The sequence below is a fragment of the Streptomyces sp. NPDC059989 genome (genome assembly GCF_042736975.1).
Classification (GTDB): domain Bacteria; phylum Actinomycetota; class Actinomycetes; order Streptomycetales; family Streptomycetaceae; genus Streptomyces.
In genome coordinates this window covers 5785-26345 of the sequence record NZ_JBHWUO010000002.1, presented here as the reverse complement: position 1 = coordinate 26345, position 20561 = coordinate 5785, and the positions used below count along the sequence as shown (strand labels likewise).

The following is a 20561-nucleotide window of genomic DNA, read 5'->3' as shown; positions in this document are numbered from 1 at the left end:
ACGTCAACCGGTGATGGTCACGCAGGGCAGGCCCACGCTGCTGCCCCCGCGGAATCCCTCCGCGCAGAGCCGGGTGCCCGCCGGGAAGTGCCGTTGCGGGTACGCCTGGTCCCGGTAGGTCCTGAACTTGGCGACGTCCTCGGTCTTGGTGTTGGCGCTCCAGCCGTTGGTGGTCCACACGCGTGCGTGGATGCGGTTCGGCTGGTTGGTGTTGGTGACCGACACTTCCACCCTGCCCAGGTAGGTGCCCGAGTCGTAGGTCTCGATGCAGACCGAGTGGTTGCACCACTTGCCGTCCGCCGCCGCGGGCGGGCCTGCGGCGATGACGCAGCCGAGAGCGGCAGCCGCTGTTGCGATTCCCGCGGCGATCTTGTTGGTGATGTAGTGCATGGTGAGCGACCCCAAGCGTTCTTCCCTGCCCGGCAACGGGGCACGGATCCTGTCGGCACATGTCCCAGGGCCCCACGGATCGGCGTCCTCGGACAGGTGAGGCCCCGAGCGGACCAACGCGAAACAAGATCATGAGTTACGCCGCCCGGCTCCCCTGGCCGCAGCCCTCGCTGTTGTGTTCGAACTTTGCGGAGATGTACGGCCCGTGCTGTCCGCGGAACTCCGCAGGGGCGGCGGAATCGGCGATTCGAGGGCGCTGCCGTGTCCCGGTCGGCAGGATGGGGGCATGGACCGTGGGGATGTGGGACCGGACGGAACGCGGCCGGTGGTGGTACGGGTGCGGGTGCCGGTGGAACCCGTGGAGGCCGTAGTGGAAGCCGACGCGGTCGACGCCGTCACGCGGGCGGGCGATGTGGTCGTGCGCGGCCCGTTGTTCGGGGTGGCGGCGCAGCACGCCGACGACGGGCCGCGGTGGCGGGTGGTGATCGCGATGACGACCGGCTGCCCGCAGCAGGCACGCGACGGACTGAACTCGCTGTTGTGGTTCAGGGCGAAGGACGAAGCGCACGACAAGGCGGAGCGGCGGTCGCTGCTGACGGCGGTCGCCCGGCTGGAGAGCGAGAGGGTCGACGAGCTCACCGTGGCCGGAACCCGCTACCGGGTCGTGCGCGCCGAGGAGTACGCGGGCGCGGGCCCGGGCGGCATCGAACAGCCGCGCCCGACGGACCCGGAGCCCCCCGTCCCCGACTGGGACCGTACGGCCAAGGACGCGGGAGTCGACGACGGCCTGGTCCTGGACCCGGACGCGCCCCTCACCCCGACCCAGGCCCTCGAGCAGCTGGCGCTGCGCGGCCTGTGCTACGCCGGTGAACGGTTCCCCGAGGACGTGCGCGGCGACGCGAGCCGGGCGCTGGACACCCACCCTGACGTCCTGCTGCTGCCCCCGACGTTCACGGTCGTGGAACAGGCCGCCTCGGGTGGCTGGAGGCCGGTCAGCAGCCCGCACGCGACCGCGCACGGCGCCCGCAAGTCGCTGGACTTCGCCCTGACGTGGATGTGGCCGCGCACGCACGGCCACATCCCCCACGACGCCGACCCCCACACCGACGCCCGTACGCCGGCGCCGGGCGGAGAGCCTTCGGCCGGTCCGCCGTCGAAGGAGCTGGCCGCGTACGCCCAGGCTGCCGACACGCTCCGGGCCGGGCGCGTCAACCGGCTCGCATTCCAAGGCAGCGTGTACCAGATCGCCCGCACCCGCCGCCTGCTCCGCTGGGGCCCCGACGGCCCCGAGGGCCCGCGCCCGTCCGACACCAACAGCCAGGACCCCGAACGAATCCACCCCCGGCTCGACGAGGACGGCCGGGTCCTCCCCGAGGACTGAGCCCCGCCGCACCGCCAGGACGCCGTCCGCTTCCGGCGGACGGCCGTGCTCAGCGAGCCCAAGGGCCTTTGTCGGATGCGTGTCCTAGCCTCGGTCGCGAAGGGCTCACACCGTCACTCCGAAGGGCAGGCACGATGGCCTCCATGCCACAGAAGATCACCACCTTCCTGATGTTCGAAGGCAGGGCGGAGGAGGCGATGACCTTCTACATCTCGCTGTTCGACGACGCCGAGGTCGTCGACATCACTCGCTACGGCGCCGAAGGACCCGGCGAAGAGGGCACGGTGCACAAAGCGACCTTCGCACTCGCCGGACAGCGGTTCATGTGCATCGACAGCCATGTCAAGCACGCCTTCGGCTTCACCCCGGCGGTGTCGCTCTTCGTCGAGTGCGACACCGAGGCCGAGCTCGACCGCCTCTACGGAGCCCTCGCCGAAGAGGGCACGGAGCTGATGCCGCTGGGGTCGTACGGCTTCAGCGCCAAGTTCGGCTGGGTGAACGACCGCTTCGGCGTCTCCTGGCAGCTGAACCTGCCCGAGTGACGGGCCGTCTCCACCACGGCCCCCGGCGCGCGCCAAGTGGTGCGTGAGCGGGGCCTGATGCGCGACGGATGGCGGATGACCCTCCGGGTGATGGCCGTGAGGATGGTCGTCATGGATCCCGAACTCGAAGCATTCATCCCGTTCCTCCCTCAAGTCGACATCAACGACCCGGTCACCGCGCGCAAGGACTTCGCCGAGCGTGCCGCCGCGACGCCGGCGCCGGACACCTCGAACATGGAGGTCCAGGACCACACGGTGCCCGCCGATCCGGACGTGCCGATCCGGGTCTATCGCCCGCACCGGGCACAAGGAGCCGTCGTCTGGATGCACGGCGGCGGCGGAGTCTTCGGCGACCTGGACACCGAGCACCCCTGGGCCGCCCGGGTCGCGGAACTCTCCGGGGCGGTGGTGGTCTCGGTGGGCTACCGCCTGGCGCCCGAGCACCCGTTCCCGGCCGCCCTGGACGACGCCTACGCCGCGCTGGCCTGGACGGCCGAGCACGCGGACGAACTCGGCACCGACCCGGCGCGGATCGCGGTCGGCGGGCACAGCGCCGGCGCGAACATCGCGGCCGCGATGGCCTTGCGGGCGCGTGACGAGCAGGGGCCGGAGATCCGCTTCCAACTGCTCAACCAGCCGGGGCTGGACGACCGGCAGGAGACGTGGTCGGCGCGGAACTTCACCGACACCCCCTGGTTCGATCGCGACAGGATCGCGGCGGCGTGGCGGCACTACCTGGGCCCCCGGCCCGCCACACCGTACGCCGCCCCCGCGCGGGCCGCCGATCTGTCCGGCCTGCCCCCGGCCTACATCGCCACCGCGGAGTTCTGTCCGAACCGAGACGAGGGCATCGCGTACGCGCTGCGCCTGATGCAGGCGGGCGTCTCGGTCGAGCTCCACCAGTGGCCCGGCACCTTCCACGGATCGCAGGCGATCCTCTCCGCCGACGTCTCGCAGCGGCAGAACGCCGAACTCGGCGCCGCTCTGCGCCGCGCTCTGGCCGCGTGAGCCGTGGCTGCCCGACAGCGCGGGGGAGAGCCCCCGTCGCACTCCTCGATCACGAAAGGACGGACGTCTTGAAGATCCGACTGATGTTGTGTGGAAGCGTGGCCGCGCTCAGTGTGTGTGCGGGCACGGTGGCGGCAGCTCCCGCGACCGACGGGACCGGGAAGGTACCGGCCGCCGGCGCGAGCTCGGCGACCGGCCTGGATCCTGCGGAGCTGAGGTCCGCCCTCAACGATGTCCACCGCGCGGGAATGCCGGGGGTGTTCGCCGAGGTGCGCGACACCGGCCGGACCTGGCGCGGCGCTTCCGGGGTCGCCGACGTCACGACCGGCCGACCCGTCACCCCCGACATGCGCCAGCGCGTCGGCAGCATCACCAAGACCTTCACCGCCGTCGCGGTCATGCAGCAGGTCGAGCAGGGTCGGATCCGACTCGACGCGCCGATCGGCGACCATCTGCCGCGGCTGGTGCCGGGCGAGCGCGGCAGGAAGATCACGGTGCGGATGCTGCTCAACCACACCAGCGGCATCCCCGACTACCTCCCCTACGCCTTCCCCTCCCTCCAAGGGTTCCCTTCGCTGCCGGACATGTCGACCGACAGCATCGACGACAACCGGTTCAGGCAGTTCCGCCCGGCCGAGCTGATCGAGATGGGGCTCGCGGCGCCGCCCACCGGCGAGCCCGGAGGCCCCACGGGGGTGTACTCCAACACCAATTACCTGCTCCTCGGCCAACTCCTGGAGCAGGTGACCGGTACCACCGCCGAGAAGTACATCACCCGGAACGTCATCGAGCGGGCGGGCCTGCGGCACACCGGGTTTCCGACCGGGCCGCGCATCGAGGGACCGCATTCGCGGATGTACGAGGCCTTCTACGGCCTGATCGACCCGCCCCGCGACTACAGCGTCTACAACATGTCCTGGGTGGGGCCGTCGGCCGCTCTGGTATCGACCATGGAGGATCTCAACCGCTTCTACGCCAAGCTGCTCGACGGCAAGATCGTGAGCCGCTCGTCGCTGGCGGAGATGCAGCGCACGCTCCCGGTCCGCCGCGACCTGGACGGGACGATGATCGAATACGGCCTCGGTCTGCACAAGGTCGACATCCAGGGCTGCGGCACCTTCTGGGGCCACGACGGATCGGCCTGGGGGGCGGGAACGATCTCCCTCACCCGGGCCGACGGCAAGCGCCAGATGTCCGTCGCGGTCAACCTCGCGCGGTGGAACAAGCCGGACTCCTCGGGCAAGCCGCAGCCCCACCCCATCGACGGGGCACTGGAGACGCTGTACCGGCAGGCGATGTGCGGCGGCGCCAGCGCCCAGGCCGAGCATGCCCCGCAGGTCCCGGTGTTCGCCCCGTAGCCGCGGCGGCGAAGGCCCCGGGGCGTCACCGCCCCGGGGCCGGCCTCACGCTCCCTGGTCGGCCCCGACGACCTGCTTGACCTGGAACACGATGAACTCAGCAGGCCGAACCGGGGCGATGCCGATGTCGATGACGACGCACCCCTTGCCCATGCCGACCCCCTTGTTGTTGCTCGCATCGCAGATCACGGAGAAGGCCTGCTCCTGGGATCCGCCCGCCAGCGCGCCCCTGCGCCACTGGTCCATGAGGAAGTCCGTCACCGAGTTCCGTAGGTCGCCCCACAGCTTCTCCTCGTTCGGCTCGAACACCGCCCACCGGGTGCTCTGCTTGATGGAGTCGCCCAGGTGGCAGACGAGGCGCCGTACGTTGAGGTACTTGTAGTCGCGGTCGGACTGGTCCGTGGTCCGCGCCCCGGAGATGAGAACGCCCTGCTCCGGGAACATGCGGAGGCAGTTCGTCCCTGCCTCGTTCAGCGCCCCGGCTTGGACTTCGTTCAGCTGCCGGTCCAGGTCGAGCACTCCCTTGAGGGCGGTGTTGTCGGGTGCCTCGTGCACCCCGCGCTCGACGTCCGTGCGCGCCCAGACACCGGCGATGTGCCCGGCGGGCGGCACCAGGAGCGGCCGGTCGTCGAGTCCGGGGACCTTCACCCAAGGGGTGTACGCGGTGGCGTACGAGCTCTTCACCGCCACGTCGGACCGGAGGGGCATGTCGAGGATCGCCACCCGGTTCCCCATCTTCCGGCAGTGCTCGACGATCGACTGCATCACCGGCCGCGCCTCGGCCGGGCCGGACTTGTCGAGCCACAGGGTGGGTGCGACGACCATGTGTACGTCGGGAATCCTCTCCAGTGCCGTCAAGGCCTGGGAGTAATCGTGGTCGTCCCGCTTGCGCCGCACGATGTAGCAGGACTTGCCCCCGTTGTCGAAGAATCCCCGCACCGCCTCCATCGTGTACTTCGCCTGGACGTCCTGGGCGGTGTAGTCGTTCTCGGGCTTCTGCTTGAGCTCCGCGACGCGGGCCGCGACCTCCCACAGCTCGTCGAACTCCGCCCAGCCGTGGACCTTGTGTGCCGCGGCCGCCCGCAGCCGCTCCCTCGCTTCGACCTTGTCGTCGTCCGGCACGAGGAAGGCGGGCGTCGTGGTGTCGGCCTCGGTCACCGGGTGGCTGCGGGCCGTCGTCTCGGTGGCGGGGGCCTTCCACAGGGCCAGGACGCGCCGTACGTGGGCCTGGGCGAGCGCCGACCAGTGGTCGGTGATCTTGCGCGGGTAGCCGGGGTCGACCTTGTCCTTGGGGATGTTGTACCGGACGTACTGGTCGCCCTTGAAGGCGTAGGCGGTGTCCGTGTCCCAGCGGACGAAGGCGTCGATGCCGCTGCCGAAACCGGCTTCGGACAGGCCGGCCCAGTAGGTGCCGATCGTCTTCGGGTAGCCCTCGTCGACCTTGTCGGCTTCCAGGTCGTAGCGCACATACTCGTCGCGGTTGAAGAGGTAAAGCCGCTTGCCGTCTTCGTCCCACGAGAGGGCCGCGGTGTTGCCCGTGCCGAAGCGGGCGCCTTCCATGCCCGGCCAGTACGAGGTGATCGTCTTCGGGTAGCCGTCGTCGACGGTGTGCGTCGCCATCGTGCAGCGCACGTACGTGGCCCCGTGCATGAAGTAGACCTTGCCGGTCTTGGGCAGGTACAGCGACGGGAGGCTGGAGCCCGAGGACGCGGCCGCCGCGAGCCACTCGACCGCCTCCCGGGAGCCCTTCCACGCCGCCTCGAAGCGCTGGGTGAACGCCGTGTCGAGGGTGTCTCCGGTCTTGGAGAACCGTACGTAGAACCTCTTGCCCTCAGTGGTTTCGATCAGGGCGTAGTAGTACATGCCGTCGCTGCCCATCGAGCCTCCAGCCCGTTCCGACCAGGTGGTCACGACGAAGCCGAGAGGCTTCACCAGGTCATGGGTAGCGCACCCGTTCCACGTCCCCGGCGCACGGCACGGTCCACATCGCACGGTGCACTCGAACGAGACGGCCACGGCCGTGGTCGGTCGGGTGTGGCGGTTGCGCGGCCGCGCCGACTGTCCCATAGTCCGAGGTATGGACGCGCGCGAGGCGGCGCTGCGACGGGCGCACGACCATGCCGTCCGCTGGCTGGCGAGCCTGTCCGACCGCCGGGTTCCCGCACGCGCCTCGGTCGAGGAGATCGTGCGCGCGCTCGGTCCCGCGATGCCCGAGGGTCCCAGCGTGCCCGCCGATGTCGTCGACCTGCTGGCCACGGCGTGTGAGCCGGGGCTCACCGCGTTTCCCGGCGGTCGCTTCTACGGGTTCGTGGTGGGCGGCACCGAACCGGCCGCGCTGGCCGCGGACTGGCTGGTCAGCGCCTGGGACCAGAACTGCGTGATGCGCGCCGCCTCACCCGCGTACGCGGCCGCCGAAGAGGTCGCCGGCGCGTGGCTGCTCGACCTGCTCGGCCTGCCGGGCGGCAGCGCCGTCGGCTACACCACGGGTGCCACGATGGCGAGCTTCACCTGCCTCGCCGCGGCGCGCGACGCCGTGCTGCGGCACACCGGCTGGAACGTCGCCCGCGACGGACTGACGGGCGGCCCGTCCGTACGCGTCGTCGCCGGCGAGGACCGCCACATGGCCATCGACCTGGCGCTGCGCTACCTCGGGCTCGGCGCACCGGAACCGGTGCCCGCCGACGGCCAGGGACGCATCGACCCCGAGGCCCTGCGGCAGGTCCTGGACGCCGGCGGGCAGGGCCCCACGCTCGTGATCCTGCAGGCCGGAGACATCCACTCCGGCGCCTTCGACCCCTTCCCCGAGGCGATCCGCGCCGCCCGGGAGGCGGACGCGTGGGTGCACGTCGACGGGGCCTTCGGACTGTGGGCGGCGGCCTCCCCGGCGTACGCGCACCTGACCGCGGGCTGTGCGTACGCCGACTCCTGGGCGACCGACGCCCACAAGACGCTGAACGTCCCCTACGACTGCGGCCTCGCGATCGTGCGCGACCCGGGCGCGCTCCGGGCGGCGATGGGCCTGCACGGCGACTACCTCATCCAGGACGAGCACGGCGACCCGATCGACAAGGTCCCCGAGCTCTCCCGGCGCGGCAGGGCCTTCCCGGTGTGGGCCGCACTGAGGTCCCTGGGCCGGTCGGGCGTGGCCGAACTCGTCGACCGGCTGTGCCGGCACGCCCGCGCGTTCGCCGTCGGCATTGCCGGGATCGACGGCGCGACCGTCCTCAACGACGTGGTCTTCACCCAGGTCTGCGCCGAGTTCGGCGACGACGAGCGTACGGAGCGGGTACTGGCCCGCCTGCTCGACGAAGGCACGGTGTGGATCAGCGGCTCCACCTGGCACGGCCGGCGCGTCATGCGGGTCTCGGTGAGCAACTGGTCGACGACCGACGACGACGTGCGGCGCGCCCTGGCCGCGATCCGGCGCGCGGCATCCACCGTCGCCTGAGGGGTCAGGGAGTTCCCAGCAGCGGGGCGAGGGGATCCTCGGCGAGGCGGAGCGGCGCCGCCAGGGCTTCCTCGTAGGGCACGCGCGGGAAGGCGTACGGGCCGAGGGGCAGTTCACCCCACTCCGGACGGTGGGGCTGGTGGAAGGCGGACCAGGTGACCGTCCGCGCGGTCGCGGTGACGGTGGCGAGCAGGGGCCAGCAGGCGTCGATGCCGCAGGGGCAGCCCAGGAGGAAGAGGGCGCCGCTCTCCTGATGGCGGAACTCCGCTTCCGGGTCCCCCAGGAAGTGGGCCCGGGCCCGGGCGTCGTCGTACAGGTGCAGCGGGGCATGTTGGCGCAGGAGGAACTCCTCGCGCTCCTGCGGGGTGTCGTCGTCCTCGTCGAGCTCCCTGGCCCAGAGCCCGCGCGTGGCGTGCGCGACGAGGACGCGCAGATCGGTGCCGTCGATCCGGATTCCCCACGCGGACAGGTGCGGGTAGGCGGGGTGGGGCCGGCTGAGGAACTCCACCCGGTGCGGGGCGGGGTCCGGGCGGTGCGCGCCGGTCGGCAGGGTCATGTGGGCCATCCTGCGGGGCCCGGCCCTTCCGGGCCACCGGATATCGGCAGGGCGAGGACCGGTCACCCGCTACGGGGGTGACGCCGGATGTCCCGTCTCCGACAGCTCCACCCCGGTCCGGTACAGCTCGACCAGCAGGGGCCGCAAGGCCGCGCCGGCCGCGGTCAGACCGTAGCGGGTGCGCACCGGGAAGCCGGGCAGCCGTTCCCGGACGGCGAGACCCCGCCTCTCCAGCGTCCGCAGCCGCTCGGTGAGCACCTTCGGGCTGATGTCGGGGAGCCGGGCCGAGAGCGCCCCGAACGACTGCGGCCCGCCCATCAGTTCCCGCAGTACGAGCGTGGTCCAGCGCCCGGACACCGCCGCGAGCGCCCGCTCCACCGGGCAGTCCGGTTCCGGCCGCAGGGTGCGGCCGCCGGCGTCCGGGACCAGCTCGGTGTCCCACCGGCCGGCGTGGCTTTCCGTTTGGTGACCCATTTCCGCCTCGGGTTGGCTGCGGTCATGAACATCGAACGCGATCATGCGCCCACTGTCGCCCTGACCACCGATCCCCGGCAACACCCGGCCGTCTTCGCCGCGGCCTTCAACACCGGCGACCCGGCGGCTGTGGCCCAGGTGTACGAGCCGGACGCCGTCTTCGTCCCGCGCCCCGGAACCCCGCTGACGGGTGCCGCGCTCGTCTCGGCCACGGCGGAGTTCCTCGCGCTGGGGCTGCCGATCGAAGTGAGCCCCCGCCACACGTACGAAGCGGGCGACCTCGCGCTGCTGATCGTCGACTGGAGCATCGAGGGCACGGCCCCCGACGGCGCCGCCGTCCGGCTGGCCGGGACCGCCACGGACGTCGCCCGGCGCGGTCCGGACGGTCTGTGGCGCTACGTCGTCGACAACCCGTTCGGCACGTCGCCCGCCTGACCGGGGACGAGCGGGCGGCTCCCGCCGCGGTGGGCGGTCGGCGGTCGGCGCTCGGAGCTCAGCGCTCGGCGCTCAGCGCTCGGCTCAGGCGATTCCCACGGTGTACGCGGCACGGTAGCCGTCGCCGTCGGGCGAGGGGGCCAGCGTCATGGCGGCGCCGGTGGACCTGTAGCGGCTGTCCCGGCCGTTGGGGTGTTTCGGGGCGGGGCGGAGCGCGTAGGGCCGGCCCGCGTAGACCTTCAGCAGGAAGTCCTCGGGGAAGAAGAACTGAGAGATCGTCTCGGTACGGGTGTCGGGGTGCACCTTGAAGTGGATGTGCGGCGCCAGCCCCGCGTACCAGCCGGGCACGATCGTCCGGAACACGCAGCGGCCGGCGGCGTCGGTGACCTGCGTGCCCCGCAGGAAGGTGGACCCGCCGGTGGAGTACGCGCCCGAGGCGTCGGCGTGCCACACGTCGACGGTGGCGGCCGCGAGCGGCCGGCAGCCCGCCGACACCCGGACCACCGTCAGGTCCAGCCGGAACGGCACCCCGCCCCTGCCCTCGGTGATGTCCGACCGGACCCGGTCCAGGTCCAGGTAGTACGGGCCTGCGCCCGCCTCGGGGGTGAGGACGCACGCCGGGGTGCTGCTGCCGTCCGACGGCCGGGGTGGCGAGGCCGACGGTTGCCCTGCCGCACCCCGGGTCTCGACCGGGCCGCCGGAGCAGGCCGCGGTCAGCAGGGCGGCCCCGGCCGATCCGGCGGCCAGCAGCACAGCACGACGGCTGGTCCGGGAGGTGTCGTTCTCGGCCATGCGAACCCCTCACATGTACCCCTGGGTACCGTCCCGCGCGGACGGCTGCGCACTGCGTCCCACCGTGCCGGACGGCACGGTTCCCGGTCGGCACCGACACACCTTGGCGGCATCGTGCGGCCCATCACGGTTCAAGATCGCCCGAGGAAGCGGCCATTGACATGTCCACCGTCTGCCCTGTGATCTGAGTACCGGCCGGTCGCCGGTCACCGGTCGCCGGTCGCCGGTCGCCGGTCCCGCGCTGCGCGTCCGCGGGCGGAACTCGAGCCAGGGAGACACTCACCGCATGGCATCCGAACACGACACGACCTCCGAGCCCGTACGCGTCAGCCGTCGGGGCGCGGTGACGACGATCAGCCTGAACCGGCCCCACGTCCGCAACGCGGTCGACCGGGCCACCGCCACGGCGTTGGCCGATGCGTTCCGTGCTTTCGACGCCGACCCCGGAGCGGCCGTCGCCGTCCTCCACGGTGAAGGAGGGACCTTCTGCGCCGGTGCCGACCTCAAGGCCTTCAGCGAAGGCAACGGCAACCGGGTCGCCGCGGACGGCGACGGCCCCATGGGCGTGTCCCGGATGCGGTTCTCCAAGCCGGTCATCGCCGCCATCAGCGGGCACGCGGTCGCCGGCGGTCTGGAACTGGCGCTCTGGGCGGACCTTCGCGTGGCCGACGAGAGCGCGGTGTTCGGCGTGTTCTGCCGACGCTGGGGTGTGCCGCTGATCGACGGCGGAACCGTGCGGCTGCCCCGCCTCATCGGTACGAGCAGGGCGATGGACCTGATCCTCACCGGCAGGGCGGTGGATGCAGCCGAGGCCCTCCACATCGGCCTCGCCAACCGCGTGGTCCCCCTCGGCGAGGCGCTGGCGAAGGCCCAGGAGCTCGCGGCGCAGCTGGCGCGGCTACCGCAGACCTGCATGCGCCACGACCGCATGTCCGTACTCGAACAGGAAGGGCTCGACGAGAGCACCGCCCTCGCCGTCGAGTTCGGGCACGGCACCGTCTCGCTCGCTGCCGAAGCCGCGACCGGAGCCGCCCGGTTCGCTTCCGGCGCCGGCCGCCACGGGCTCGACAGCGGGCCTGCCTGACAGGGTGCCGATCCGCGCCAGCAAGCCAACTCGACTGGCTGCCGGGGGCTTTGGCGCGTTCGCCTATCATCAGTTCGATTCCCGCCGCCCGTGCCATCGCCGGGCCGGCGGGAAGTGATTCTTGATGATGAGAGGGCAACGAGCACTTGCGATTGACAGGCAAGCATCGGATATCCATCGTTGCCGCCGTGGCCGCGGCGGCGATCGCCGGAACCCTGCAACTCCCCTCCAGCGCTTTCGGTACCGAGGACATCGCGAACACCCCGACCGAAACCGTGAGTTCGCAGACCGAACCGCCGGTCGGCGAGGCACTCGACTCCCACGCGGAGGACTCCGCCACCTACAGCAGCGACAGCACGGCCTTCAAGGACGGCGTCATGTCGCTCGGCGGCGCGGAGGCGCACGGGCCCGCGCCGAGGTCGGCCACGGCCGCCGCACCCGCACCGCCCCAGGGCGAAGGGTGGAAGCTGAGCGGCGCGACCAAGTGGCTGCAGACCGGCTACACGATCAAGTTCTACGACCAGAAGTCCGCCGACTGGCTGGCCCCGTACGTGCAGGCCTCCGCGGCCGACCTGCGGCGCATCACGAACCTGCCGGTCACCGTCGACACGAAGCCGGTCGGCTGGGACTACGTCCGCCCCAAGGGCGAGGTGATCGTGGGCGTCCTGCACCGCCCGTGCGTACCGCCCGCCGGAGAAGGCAGCATGGGCAGCACGGGCTGGAAGGTGGTCCGCGACGGGTCGGGAAGCGCGAACCTCAGCTGCGGCTTCACCAACTCCTCCGTGGCCGAAACCGTGACCAGCGGACACGCCTACATAGACAGCGAGTTCTTCACGGCGGCCGGCAAGCCGACGGCCGCCATGGGCGAGACGTACATGCGCAACCACATCAGCCACGAGCTGGGACACACCCTGGGCCTGGCGCACGCCAACCGCAGTCTGAACAAGAGCGACTGCGTCAAGGGGACCGACTCCGGGCAGTTCCCCGTCATGTGCTCACCCACGTACGCCTACCAGGACAAGCGCGCGGGCACGTACGTCCAGCAGTTCGACGTACAGGGCCTGCGCCGCCTCGCCGCCGGGGCGGGCGCCGTGCTGTCCCCGCAGGGCAAGGTCGGCGGACTCGGCGCCAAGTGCCTGGACATCAAGGGCGGCAAGGCGGCCAACGGCACGCAGATCCAGCTCTACACCTGCAACGGCTCCGCGGCGCAGTCGTGGATCCTGGGCAAGGACGGCACGTTCCGCGCGCTCGGCAAGTGCCTGGACAACGCGCGCAACGCGAGCACCAACGGCAACAAGATCAGCCTCTACGACTGCAACGGCTCCGCGGCGCAGCGCTGGTCCGTCAACTCCAAGGGCCAGCTCGTCCACGTGGCGTCGGGCAAGGTCCTCGACGTGGCCGGCGGCGCGACCGCCAACGGCACCGTGGTCCAGCTCTACACGGCGAACACGAACAAGCGCCAGGTCTGGGTCACCCCGAAGTAGCCCCGACCCGCCGCCGTGTGCCGTACCCGCGCGGTACGGCGCACGGAGGCGGCCGCACCCGCTGTATAGGGTCCTGGTGACCGCGCAGACTTGACCGATCACCAGGAGTGCTGCCGTGCGACCCACGGAGACGTCACCCGGGCCCGGCAGCCTCGGCTGGAACCGCGACACGGCGGTGCTGGCGCTCCTGTCCTTCGCCATGCTGATCGTTTCGCTCGACCAGTACATCGTGGTCGTGGCACTCCCCGACATCGCGCGCGACCTCGGCTATTCCGTGCAGACCCTCCAGTCGGTCATCAGCGCCTACGCAGTGGCCTCGGCCGGCTTCCTCCTGTTCGGCGGGCGCGCCGCCGACCTGCTCGGGCGACGCCGCATCCTGGCCACCGGTCTCGCCCTCTACGCCGGATCGGCGCTCGTGGGAGGACTCGCGGGCGACCCCGGAACACTCCTCGCCGCCCGCGCGTTCCAGGGCCTCGGCGGAGCCCTCGTCTTCCCCACCACCCTGGCCCTCATCAACACCACCTTCGTCGAAGGCAGCGCCCGCAACCGGGCGTTGGGCATCTGGGGAGGGTCGGGCGCGGCAGGGCTCGTCATCGGCGTGCTGCTCGGCGGACTCCTGACCCAGGTGTTCGGCTGGGAAGCGGTCTTCTTCGTCAACGTCGCCCTGGCCGGCCCCGCGCTGCTGCTCGCCTTCGTCGTGATCCCCCGGGACGGTGCACGCGAAAAGGGCCGTACGTTCGACCTGCCCGGTGCGCTCAGCGTCACCCTCGGTGTCACGCTCATCGTGTTCGCCCTCGTACAAGGCCCCGGGCTGGGCTGGCTTTCGCCGGGCATCCTGGCCAGCGGGGCGGCGGGCCTGCTGCTGCTCGGAGCGTTCCCGCTCATCGAGCGGCGCAGCCGCGACCCGCTCATGCCACCCCGGATGCTCTCCAACCCCCACCTGATCACCGGCGTCGTCATCGCCTTCATGTTCATGGCGACCTTCGGCTCCGTGCTCTACTTCCTGTCCCTCTACTTCCAGGAGATCCTGGGCTACGACGCCTTGCGGACGGGCGCCGGCTTCCTCATCCCCACGGCAGTGGTGGTCGCCGGTTCGACGACCGCAGGCCGGCTCGTGACGCGGTTCGGCCTCAGGCGCACACTGTCCGCGGCCCTTGCCGTCGGCGCGCTCGGTGCGCTCGCGCTGGGCCTCGCGATCTCGCCGAACGGCACCTACGGCGAGCTCGTCCCCGGTCTCGTGGCGCTCAGTATCGGCGACGGGGTGGTCTTCACCACCATGTTCATCGCCGCGGCCACCGGAATCCCCGACCGGCAACAGGGCATCGCCTCCGGTATCGCCTCCACCGGCTCGGGCGCGGGCGCAGCCGTAGGCCTGGCCGTCCTCGTCCTGGTGGCGACGGCCGGCCTCGACGGCCTCTCCGGCGAACGGCTCCGCACGGCGACCGCCGAGGGGATCGGTACCGCGCTCCTCGTCGTGGCGGGCGGGATCGTGCTGACCTTCCTCTTCGCTCTGAGCCGCTGCCCGACCCCACCCGAACCGGCACCCGCGCCCGTCCCGTACCAGACCCGCCGCTGCTGACGGCGTCCAAGCCTTGGGGGCGAGGGGGCGGTGGCGGGCTCAGCGCCAGGCGGGTTGGCCTTCGCCGACGGGGGCACCGGTGGTGAGGACGCGCTCGCCGGTCTTGTCCGCGCGTACGGCCCAGATCACGGGCTTCTCGTACGGGCCGCGGACGAAGGCCACCCACGTGCCGTCGACGGACCAGGAGGGGTCCATCTCATGGGCGCCGGTGGCGACCAGCTCACGATCGTCGGTGCCGTCGGCCTTCACGAGGCGGATGTCGCCCTGAGTGCCCGAGCCGTAGGCGCCCGCGGTGTAGGCGAAGGTCGTGCCGTCCGGTGACCACACCGGGTCGAGTGCCGGATGGGGCAGCCGGGTCAGCTGCTGCGGGGCGGGGTTCGCGGCGGCGGGGTCGACCACGTGGATCTGCCAGTTCCCGGGCGCCGTCTCCAGGCAGACCGCGATGCGCTTGCCGTCCGGCGACCAGGCGGGATCCTCGACCTGGCCCGTGCCCGCGGTGAGCTGGCGGGCGGAGCCGTCGGCGACGTCGACCACGAACAGTTGCTGTACGCCGTCCTTCTTGCGGAGCACGGCGAGCCGGCTGCCGTCCGGCGACCAGGACACCCTGCCGCCGGCGATGGGGGCGACCCGACGAGCGTTCGAACCGTCCGCGTTGGCGGTCCAGACGGCCGTGCCCTCGGACGTGGTGCGGGTGAACGCGAACGACCTGTGGTCAGGGGACCACTGGGGCAGCATGTCGCACACGCTCCCCGCGATGAGCTGTACGGGCGTGTCCGTCGCGGCGTCCCGGCGGGCGATGTCGCCGTGGCAGGTCCCGGGCCAGCCCGGGGCGGTGTCCTGCCGGATCAGCATCGGGTCGGTCGGGAAAGGGGCAGGGCCGGGTGCAGAGGCGGAGCCGGCGGGCGTGACGGCGCCGGGCTTGGCATCGTCCTTCGTGGCGCCGGTCCAGGGGTGCCACAGCAGCAGGCCGACGGCCGCGAGGGAAGCGACGAGCGCGGCCGCCGCCACCGCGCGGCGCCGCCGGGGCTGCCCGCCGGCCGGCTGCCGCGGCTCCGCGGGCGCGGGCGTGGGGGAGGGCGTGGGGGAGGGCGGTGCCGCGGGCCCTGTCACGGTGCTCGGCTGCTCGTTACGGGGATCCGCGATGACGGGCGGGGCGCCGGCGTCCGGTGCCGGGGTGTCCTGCGGAGTCTCCGTCGGGGTGGCCGGCGGTGTGTCCGGCGCGGTGGGATGCGCCGACGCCGGTTCCGCCGGTTCCGCCGGTTCCGTCCGCGGAAGCAGCTGCGTCGCCTCGTCCGGCAGCCAGCACTCACCGGCCGGGTGGCGGACGGTGAGGCTGCCCAGGAAGGCGGCGGGGGTGGGCCGCGCCTCCGGGTCCTTGGACAGGCAGGCGCCGATGGCTTCGCGGAGTTCGGCCGGAACGGCGGTCAGGTCCGGCTCCTCGTGGACGACCTTGTAGTGCCTGGCCGCCGACGGGCCGTCGCCGAAGGGGGAACCGCCCGCCGCCTGGGCGAGCACCACCCCCAGAGCGAACATGTCGACCGCGGGGGTGACACGCCCACCGCCGGTGAGTTGCTCGGGTGCCAGGAATCCCGGCGTGCCGATCTGCAGTCCGGTCTGCGTCAGGGCGGTTCCGTCCAGGGCGCGCGCGATGCCGAAGTCGATGACGCGCGGCCCGTCCTCCGCGACGATGATGTTCGCGGGCTTGAGGTCGCGGTGGATGACCCCCACCCGGTGGATCGCCTCCAGCGCCTCGGCCAGGCCGGCCGCCAGGACGGTGAGCGTGTCCAGAGGCAGCGATCCGACGCGCGCGAGCACCGCTTGCAGGGTGGGGCCGGGGACGAAGGCCGTCACCAGCCAGGCCGGCTCCCCGTCCGGGTCGGCGTCGACGACCGGTGCGGTGTGGAAGCCGCCGACCCGCCGCGCGGCCGCCACCTCGTCGGCGAACCTGCGCTTGAACCCGGGCTCGGTGCTCAGCTCGGGACGCACGACCTTGACGGCGACCGCCCGGCCGGACTGGGAGCGGCCGAGGTAGACCACGCCCATGCCCCCCTGGCCGAGCCTTCCCACCAACCGGTAGCGGCCCCCGCCGACCGAGGTGGGATCGCCCGCTTCGAGCGGCTTCATGTGTCCCCCGTTTTTTCACACCGTGCGCAATGAACAGCCTCTCCTTATCTGTCGCGCCGCGTACCAGTCAAGCGAGGGCCCTTGCCCGGACCCGGGGGAGTGCCGGCGTACCGCTCAGGATGTGCGCCACCGTGCGGCGGTTCGGCTGGTGGCCTTCCACAGCTCGGGACCTCCGGCCGCCGCGGAGGGCCACACCTGGATCAGGTACTCCTCGACGGGATCGCTCGCGGTGCGCGGGTCGCCGTCGTCGCGGTTCCGGCCGTGGACGCGGATCCGGTAGTCGCCGGGGCCGGGGAGGGCCAGCCGACCGGCCGGGTCCGCGCCGGTGCCGGTCGTGGCGAAGTCGATGAACGCGGAGTCCCAGGAGACGGGCACCTCGGCGACGTCCTGCCACCCGTCCGCGTCCAGGGGCGGGGCCTCGTCCCAGAACTGGGCGGTCACGGCGATGTGGCCGATCTCCTGCCCGCACAGGATGCGGGCACTCCCGTCGTCGGGGTCTGCCTCGACCAGGCCGTTCAGCGTCCACTCGGGTTCGAACTCGGCTACGAGATCCTCCCCCGTGAGATCGACCGTGCCGGCGTCGACGTGGACGGTGCTGGTGGTGGTGTCCTGCGGTGCGGGCATCCGAGCCCTCTCCTTCGCTCTGCAATCGGAACGGGGCCGCACCCATGGTGGGTGCGGCCCCTGCCCTCGGGGGTGGCCGACGTACGACCGGGTCAGTCCCTGCCGCAGCCCACCGGCCCCATCGCCTGGGGCGGCGCCACCGCGCCCGCGGCCTTGAGGACGCGTACGTAGAACGCGTCGCCCTCCAGGACCCGCTGACCGTTCAGCGACGCCTTGCGCAGGCTGCCCTCACGGGAGTTGTCGCCCGCGTCGAGGAAGTGGCAGGAATAGTCCGGGTTCCGACTGGCCCCCTCCAGCGACTGGGCGAAGGGATACTCGTCACACGACAGCCCGCTGCCGGGAGGAGGCCGCGGCACGTCGCGCCCGCAGGCCACGTCACGGTTCGCGTCGATGATCGTGTCGTCGAACGTGCGCTGCAGCGGGTACCGGGTACCCGGCTTCCCCCACGGCTGGTCGAGGTTGCGCTGCGCCCAGTCGACGTGCCAGGCCACCGCGTCGACCCGTGGGTTGCCGGTGTCCAGCACCCATACGGCGGCGACCTGCGGGTACACACATCCGCCGGAGCGGACGGGCGTGATCCGGGCGGTGCTGTCGCAGCGCGGCCGGAACGTCTCGCCGATGAGCGCGCTGCCCTCGTCGTGACGGGGCGCGTCCAGGGTGGCGTACGGGCGGACGCTGTCGTTGACCAGGTCCCGGCCCGGCGACGTCACGGTGAACTCGTACGTCCGCGTCTGGTTCGGGAACAGGAACTGCTCTCCCGACTCGTCCACGTCGCAGTGGTTGCACTCGAAGCCGACCCGGCCGTTGGTCAGCCAACCGGCCCACGAGGACGGGTCCGTGAGCCGCAGCTCCACCTTGTACTTCGACTCGTAGCGATTGCGCGGGTCGAGGGTGGCCGTGACCTTGGAATGCAGGTTCGCCGTCCCGGCCGGTGTCCCGTTGATCGTGTAGACCACCGGGATCTTCACGTTCGAGCACGACTCGGTGCGGGTGAGGCGGACGAACCCTTCGGCACAGTCGAGTGCCTGGGCCCCCACGTCCCCTTCGGTGTCCGTGAGGGTGGTCGTCTTCTCCGGAGTGCCCAGCGTGATCGCGAGCCGACCCGATCCGGGGTCGCTCGGTTCGGGCGCGGCGGCTGCGGGTGTGGCCACTGCCAGCGAGATCAGTAAGGCCGTGCCGATTGCAGCGATCGTTGCGCGTGTCCTGCCTAACGGTCCTTTACCCATGCGGGTGAATCCTTCGTCAGTCGAATGGATTGACCCGTGCATGCTGAAACGTTCACCGGCGGCCGGTCAACGCGCAGTCGAGATCTACCGGACGTCCTCACGCAAACCCCCCGACACGCACGCACATCCCGCACCTCGCCGACTGCCGGGGGGTAAAGCCAGGCTCGGACCGCGTCGCGGCCCGGCGTGGCGGCCCAGCGACGGATGTGCGGGTCGGGATGGGCCTGGGCGGATGCGAGAGTGCTTTCAAGTATGAAGGCCTCCAGCCAGGCGTCCTTGATGTCTTGTGACTCGTCCAGAGCGGGATCGCGTACCCCACCGGGTCCGTACGCTGGGGACCGATCTGCGCGCAAAGGCACATGGGCGCAGTACCAGGCCCGCACGGCACCCGCTCGCTCGGCATCGGTGCCGGTCCGTAGATAACCGACCAAGGCCGCCATCACACGGCGGCGTCCGAACGCGTAGACCGCCGGCTCGACGAACCAGCGGCAGAAGCTGGGATCCGGGTCGTATACGGCTGCCGCCATCAACGGGGCGAACAACTCCTCGGGTAGACATGCACGTTCGAGCAGCGGCTTAATGCCTGACGCTGTCGGGGATCTTGGTTGAGCACCCTTTTGGGGAAGATCATCGAGCTGAACGAGCGGCTCATTCGAGGTCGCTGTGCCAGGGTTGAGCCCGGTAGCCGATTTCCGCACCGGTGTGGGGCAAGGTGGTGACCACCACCTTGAGAACGATCAGTTCAGCCGGCGGGGTGGGTTGCAACGCGCCAGAACCGGGATCGCGAGATGTGCTGCCAGTCGAGGAAACCCTGAAGGGGTGTGACCGAGATGCGTGCCAAAGGGGCAACGCGACGATCTTGGAGCCTTGATGCGATCGGAGTCACCTGCGGCGGCCTGGAAACCGTCCGATGAGCGTGGCCACTTCGAACGTGGACAGGCGGCGGATCAAGCCAGTTGAGCCGATGGCACGCCTACCGGCTGGTAGTCCTATTTAATCTCCCGGGGCAGTTCGTCGTGCCGTAAAAACGAGGAGGGCACGTGCTGAAGAAGGTTGCCGCCATGGGTGCGGCCACTGCGCTGTGTTGGGGCCTGGGTACCTCGCCCGCGAACGCGACGTCGTCGTACCGGCACCTGGAGAACATGGCTCTTAGGGGCGAGTGCCTTGATTTCAGGGCCGACTACGGGCCCTACACAACAGACTGCAACCAGGGCGCCTATCAGACCTGGCTGATGGCCACTTTCATTGAAACGCCGACCGCACTTCGGCAGAACGCTAGTAGCAGGCTGTGCTTGGTCGCCCGCAACGGTCAGCCGACAATGAAGCCCTGCTCGGCCAGCGACCCGGCAGCTCTGTGGACAGTGCACGACACCGATGCCGCGGGGTACCAAGTGATCAACAATGTGACCAAGACCTGTCTTGTCGCGGGATCAGGGGAGATCCATCACGTCACGCTCGGCACGTGCAACGACGGTCCCTCCCGGCAGTGGCTCGTCTACTCCTGAGTGCCTGGCAGTTACGCACCGTGAGGGCGAGGTGGCGGGCATGATGGTCGTTGGGCTTCGTGGCGACGTCTTCGACGCCCAGCAGCCGAGCCACCTCCGTCGCGCACGTCAGGAATGAACGCGCCTCTATGCCACTCTGTTCGTCATCAGTCACGACAGCATTCTGGACTGGCCGCGAACGTGACGATGAGGCAGGCCGCGGCGCCGAAAACCTCCTGAACTCATACGGAGGCGGCGTCGATTGCCTCGACGATTCGAGCCTGGTCCTCTGCAAGCAAGGTGAGTTGTTCCGGCCCACCGGCGGCCAAGGTGTTCCCGGTGTATGCCCGCGATCGGCGGTACTCCAGAACCTGCTCGACGAGCTCTTCTCTGGTGATGTCCGCCGGCGGCAGCTTCGCCCGCTCCCGTCCGACCGGGTCCGTGCGGCGCGCCGCGGCTGTGTTGCCGTGGCACGCCGCACGTCCCGGCGTCGGGCGGTAAGTGGCCCCGGGGGGGGTGGCTGGCGGCGGGGTGATCCGTGGTGGTGGGGTGCGCGGCGACCCCCCGACACG

At 71.2% G+C, this 20561-nt stretch carries 18 protein-coding genes; 10 read left to right on the top strand and 8 right to left on the bottom strand.

From position 1 onward, the window contains the following. Nucleotides 1–3 precede the first annotated feature (3 nt). The gene (locus tag ACFWBN_RS01945; RefSeq protein ID WP_385169012.1) at nucleotides 4–405 is read right to left on the bottom strand and encodes a hypothetical protein; all 402 of its coding nucleotides are present in this window, start codon (nucleotides 403–405) and stop codon (nucleotides 4–6) included. Between the two features lie 271 nt (nucleotides 406–676). Here ACFWBN_RS01945 and ACFWBN_RS01940 point away from each other — a divergent pair, with 271 nt between their 5' ends. The 4 genes from ACFWBN_RS01940 (at nucleotide 677) to ACFWBN_RS01925 (ending at nucleotide 4679) form a co-directional block, all read left to right on the top strand. Beyond that, nucleotides 677–1771, top strand: a complete 1095-nt coding sequence (locus ACFWBN_RS01940) for a DUF5954 family protein (RefSeq protein WP_385169009.1) — start codon at nucleotides 677–679, stop codon at nucleotides 1769–1771. Between the two features lie 143 nt (nucleotides 1772–1914). Next, nucleotides 1915–2313 carry a VOC family protein gene (locus tag ACFWBN_RS01935; RefSeq protein WP_385169006.1) on the top strand — a complete coding sequence of 133 codons (399 nt, stop codon included), beginning with the start codon at nucleotides 1915–1917 and terminating at the stop codon, nucleotides 2311–2313. Nucleotides 2314–2424: 111 nt separating this feature from the next. Continuing rightward, the gene (locus tag ACFWBN_RS01930; protein WP_385169695.1) at nucleotides 2425–3321 is read left to right on the top strand and encodes an alpha/beta hydrolase; all 897 of its coding nucleotides are present in this window, start codon (nucleotides 2425–2427) and stop codon (nucleotides 3319–3321) included. A 248-nt stretch (nucleotides 3322–3569) separates the two neighbouring features. Then, the gene (locus ACFWBN_RS01925) at nucleotides 3570–4679 is read left to right on the top strand and encodes a serine hydrolase domain-containing protein (protein WP_385169692.1); all 1110 of its coding nucleotides are present in this window, start codon (nucleotides 3570–3572) and stop codon (nucleotides 4677–4679) included. A gap of 45 nt (nucleotides 4680–4724) precedes the next feature. On the opposite strand, the gene ACFWBN_RS01920 is transcribed toward ACFWBN_RS01925, so the two are convergent. Then, complete coding sequence (locus ACFWBN_RS01920; RefSeq protein ID WP_385169002.1) at nucleotides 4725–6611, bottom strand: hemopexin repeat-containing protein; 1887 nt, start codon at nucleotides 6609–6611, stop codon at nucleotides 4725–4727. A 145-nt stretch (nucleotides 6612–6756) separates the two neighbouring features. Between ACFWBN_RS01920 and ACFWBN_RS01915 the strand changes: the two genes are divergently transcribed. After that, nucleotides 6757–8127 carry a pyridoxal phosphate-dependent decarboxylase family protein gene (locus tag ACFWBN_RS01915; RefSeq protein WP_385168999.1) on the top strand — a complete coding sequence of 457 codons (1371 nt, stop codon included), beginning with the start codon at nucleotides 6757–6759 and terminating at the stop codon, nucleotides 8125–8127. A 4-nt stretch (nucleotides 8128–8131) separates the two neighbouring features. On the opposite strand, the gene ACFWBN_RS01910 is transcribed toward ACFWBN_RS01915, so the two are convergent. Next, nucleotides 8132–8683: a hypothetical protein gene (locus tag ACFWBN_RS01910; protein WP_385168996.1), complete on the bottom strand. Its 552-nt coding sequence runs from the start codon at nucleotides 8681–8683 to the stop codon at nucleotides 8132–8134. A 69-nt stretch (nucleotides 8684–8752) separates the two neighbouring features. Continuing rightward, nucleotides 8753–9157, bottom strand: coding sequence for a winged helix-turn-helix transcriptional regulator (locus ACFWBN_RS01905; RefSeq protein WP_385168993.1), 405 nt, complete (start codon nucleotides 9155–9157; stop codon nucleotides 8753–8755). Between the two features lie 24 nt (nucleotides 9158–9181). Here ACFWBN_RS01905 and ACFWBN_RS01900 point away from each other — a divergent pair, with 24 nt between their 5' ends. Then, nucleotides 9182–9592, top strand: coding sequence for a YybH family protein (locus ACFWBN_RS01900; protein WP_385168990.1), 411 nt, complete (start codon nucleotides 9182–9184; stop codon nucleotides 9590–9592). Nucleotides 9593–9676: 84 nt separating this feature from the next. Here ACFWBN_RS01900 and ACFWBN_RS01895 read toward each other — a convergent pair whose 3' ends face one another. Further along, nucleotides 9677–10384, bottom strand: coding sequence for an intradiol ring-cleavage dioxygenase (locus ACFWBN_RS01895; protein ID WP_385168986.1), 708 nt, complete (start codon nucleotides 10382–10384; stop codon nucleotides 9677–9679). Nucleotides 10385–10670: 286 nt separating this feature from the next. Between ACFWBN_RS01895 and ACFWBN_RS01890 the strand changes: the two genes are divergently transcribed. The 3 genes from ACFWBN_RS01890 (at nucleotide 10671) to ACFWBN_RS01880 (ending at nucleotide 14531) form a co-directional block, all read left to right on the top strand. Then, a complete protein-coding gene (locus ACFWBN_RS01890; RefSeq protein WP_385168984.1) occupies nucleotides 10671–11468 on the top strand; it encodes a crotonase/enoyl-CoA hydratase family protein in 798 nt (265 codons plus the stop codon). A gap of 152 nt (nucleotides 11469–11620) precedes the next feature. After that, complete coding sequence (locus ACFWBN_RS01885) at nucleotides 11621–12952, top strand: ricin-type beta-trefoil lectin domain protein (RefSeq protein WP_385168981.1); 1332 nt, start codon at nucleotides 11621–11623, stop codon at nucleotides 12950–12952. A 115-nt stretch (nucleotides 12953–13067) separates the two neighbouring features. Beyond that, nucleotides 13068–14531, top strand: coding sequence for an MFS transporter (locus ACFWBN_RS01880; protein ID WP_385168978.1), 1464 nt, complete (start codon nucleotides 13068–13070; stop codon nucleotides 14529–14531). Nucleotides 14532–14570: 39 nt separating this feature from the next. On the opposite strand, the gene ACFWBN_RS01875 is transcribed toward ACFWBN_RS01880, so the two are convergent. The 3 genes from ACFWBN_RS01875 to ACFWBN_RS01865 form a co-directional block, all read right to left on the bottom strand. After that, on the bottom strand, nucleotides 14571–16655 hold the full coding sequence (locus tag ACFWBN_RS01875) for a protein kinase (RefSeq protein ID WP_385168975.1): 2085 nt from the start codon (nucleotides 16653–16655) through the stop codon (nucleotides 14571–14573). A 114-nt stretch (nucleotides 16656–16769) separates the two neighbouring features. Beyond that, nucleotides 16770–17279: a hypothetical protein gene (locus ACFWBN_RS01870; RefSeq protein ID WP_385168972.1), complete on the bottom strand. Its 510-nt coding sequence runs from the start codon at nucleotides 17277–17279 to the stop codon at nucleotides 16770–16772. Between the two features lie 92 nt (nucleotides 17280–17371). Continuing rightward, complete coding sequence (locus tag ACFWBN_RS01865) at nucleotides 17372–18430, bottom strand: hypothetical protein (RefSeq protein ID WP_385168969.1); 1059 nt, start codon at nucleotides 18428–18430, stop codon at nucleotides 17372–17374. 1115 nt (nucleotides 18431–19545) lie between these two features. Between ACFWBN_RS01865 and ACFWBN_RS01860 the strand changes: the two genes are divergently transcribed. Continuing rightward, nucleotides 19546–20010, top strand: a complete 465-nt coding sequence (locus ACFWBN_RS01860) for a ricin-type beta-trefoil lectin domain protein (RefSeq protein WP_385168966.1) — start codon at nucleotides 19546–19548, stop codon at nucleotides 20008–20010. The last annotated feature ends 551 nt before the right edge of the window (nucleotides 20011–20561 follow it).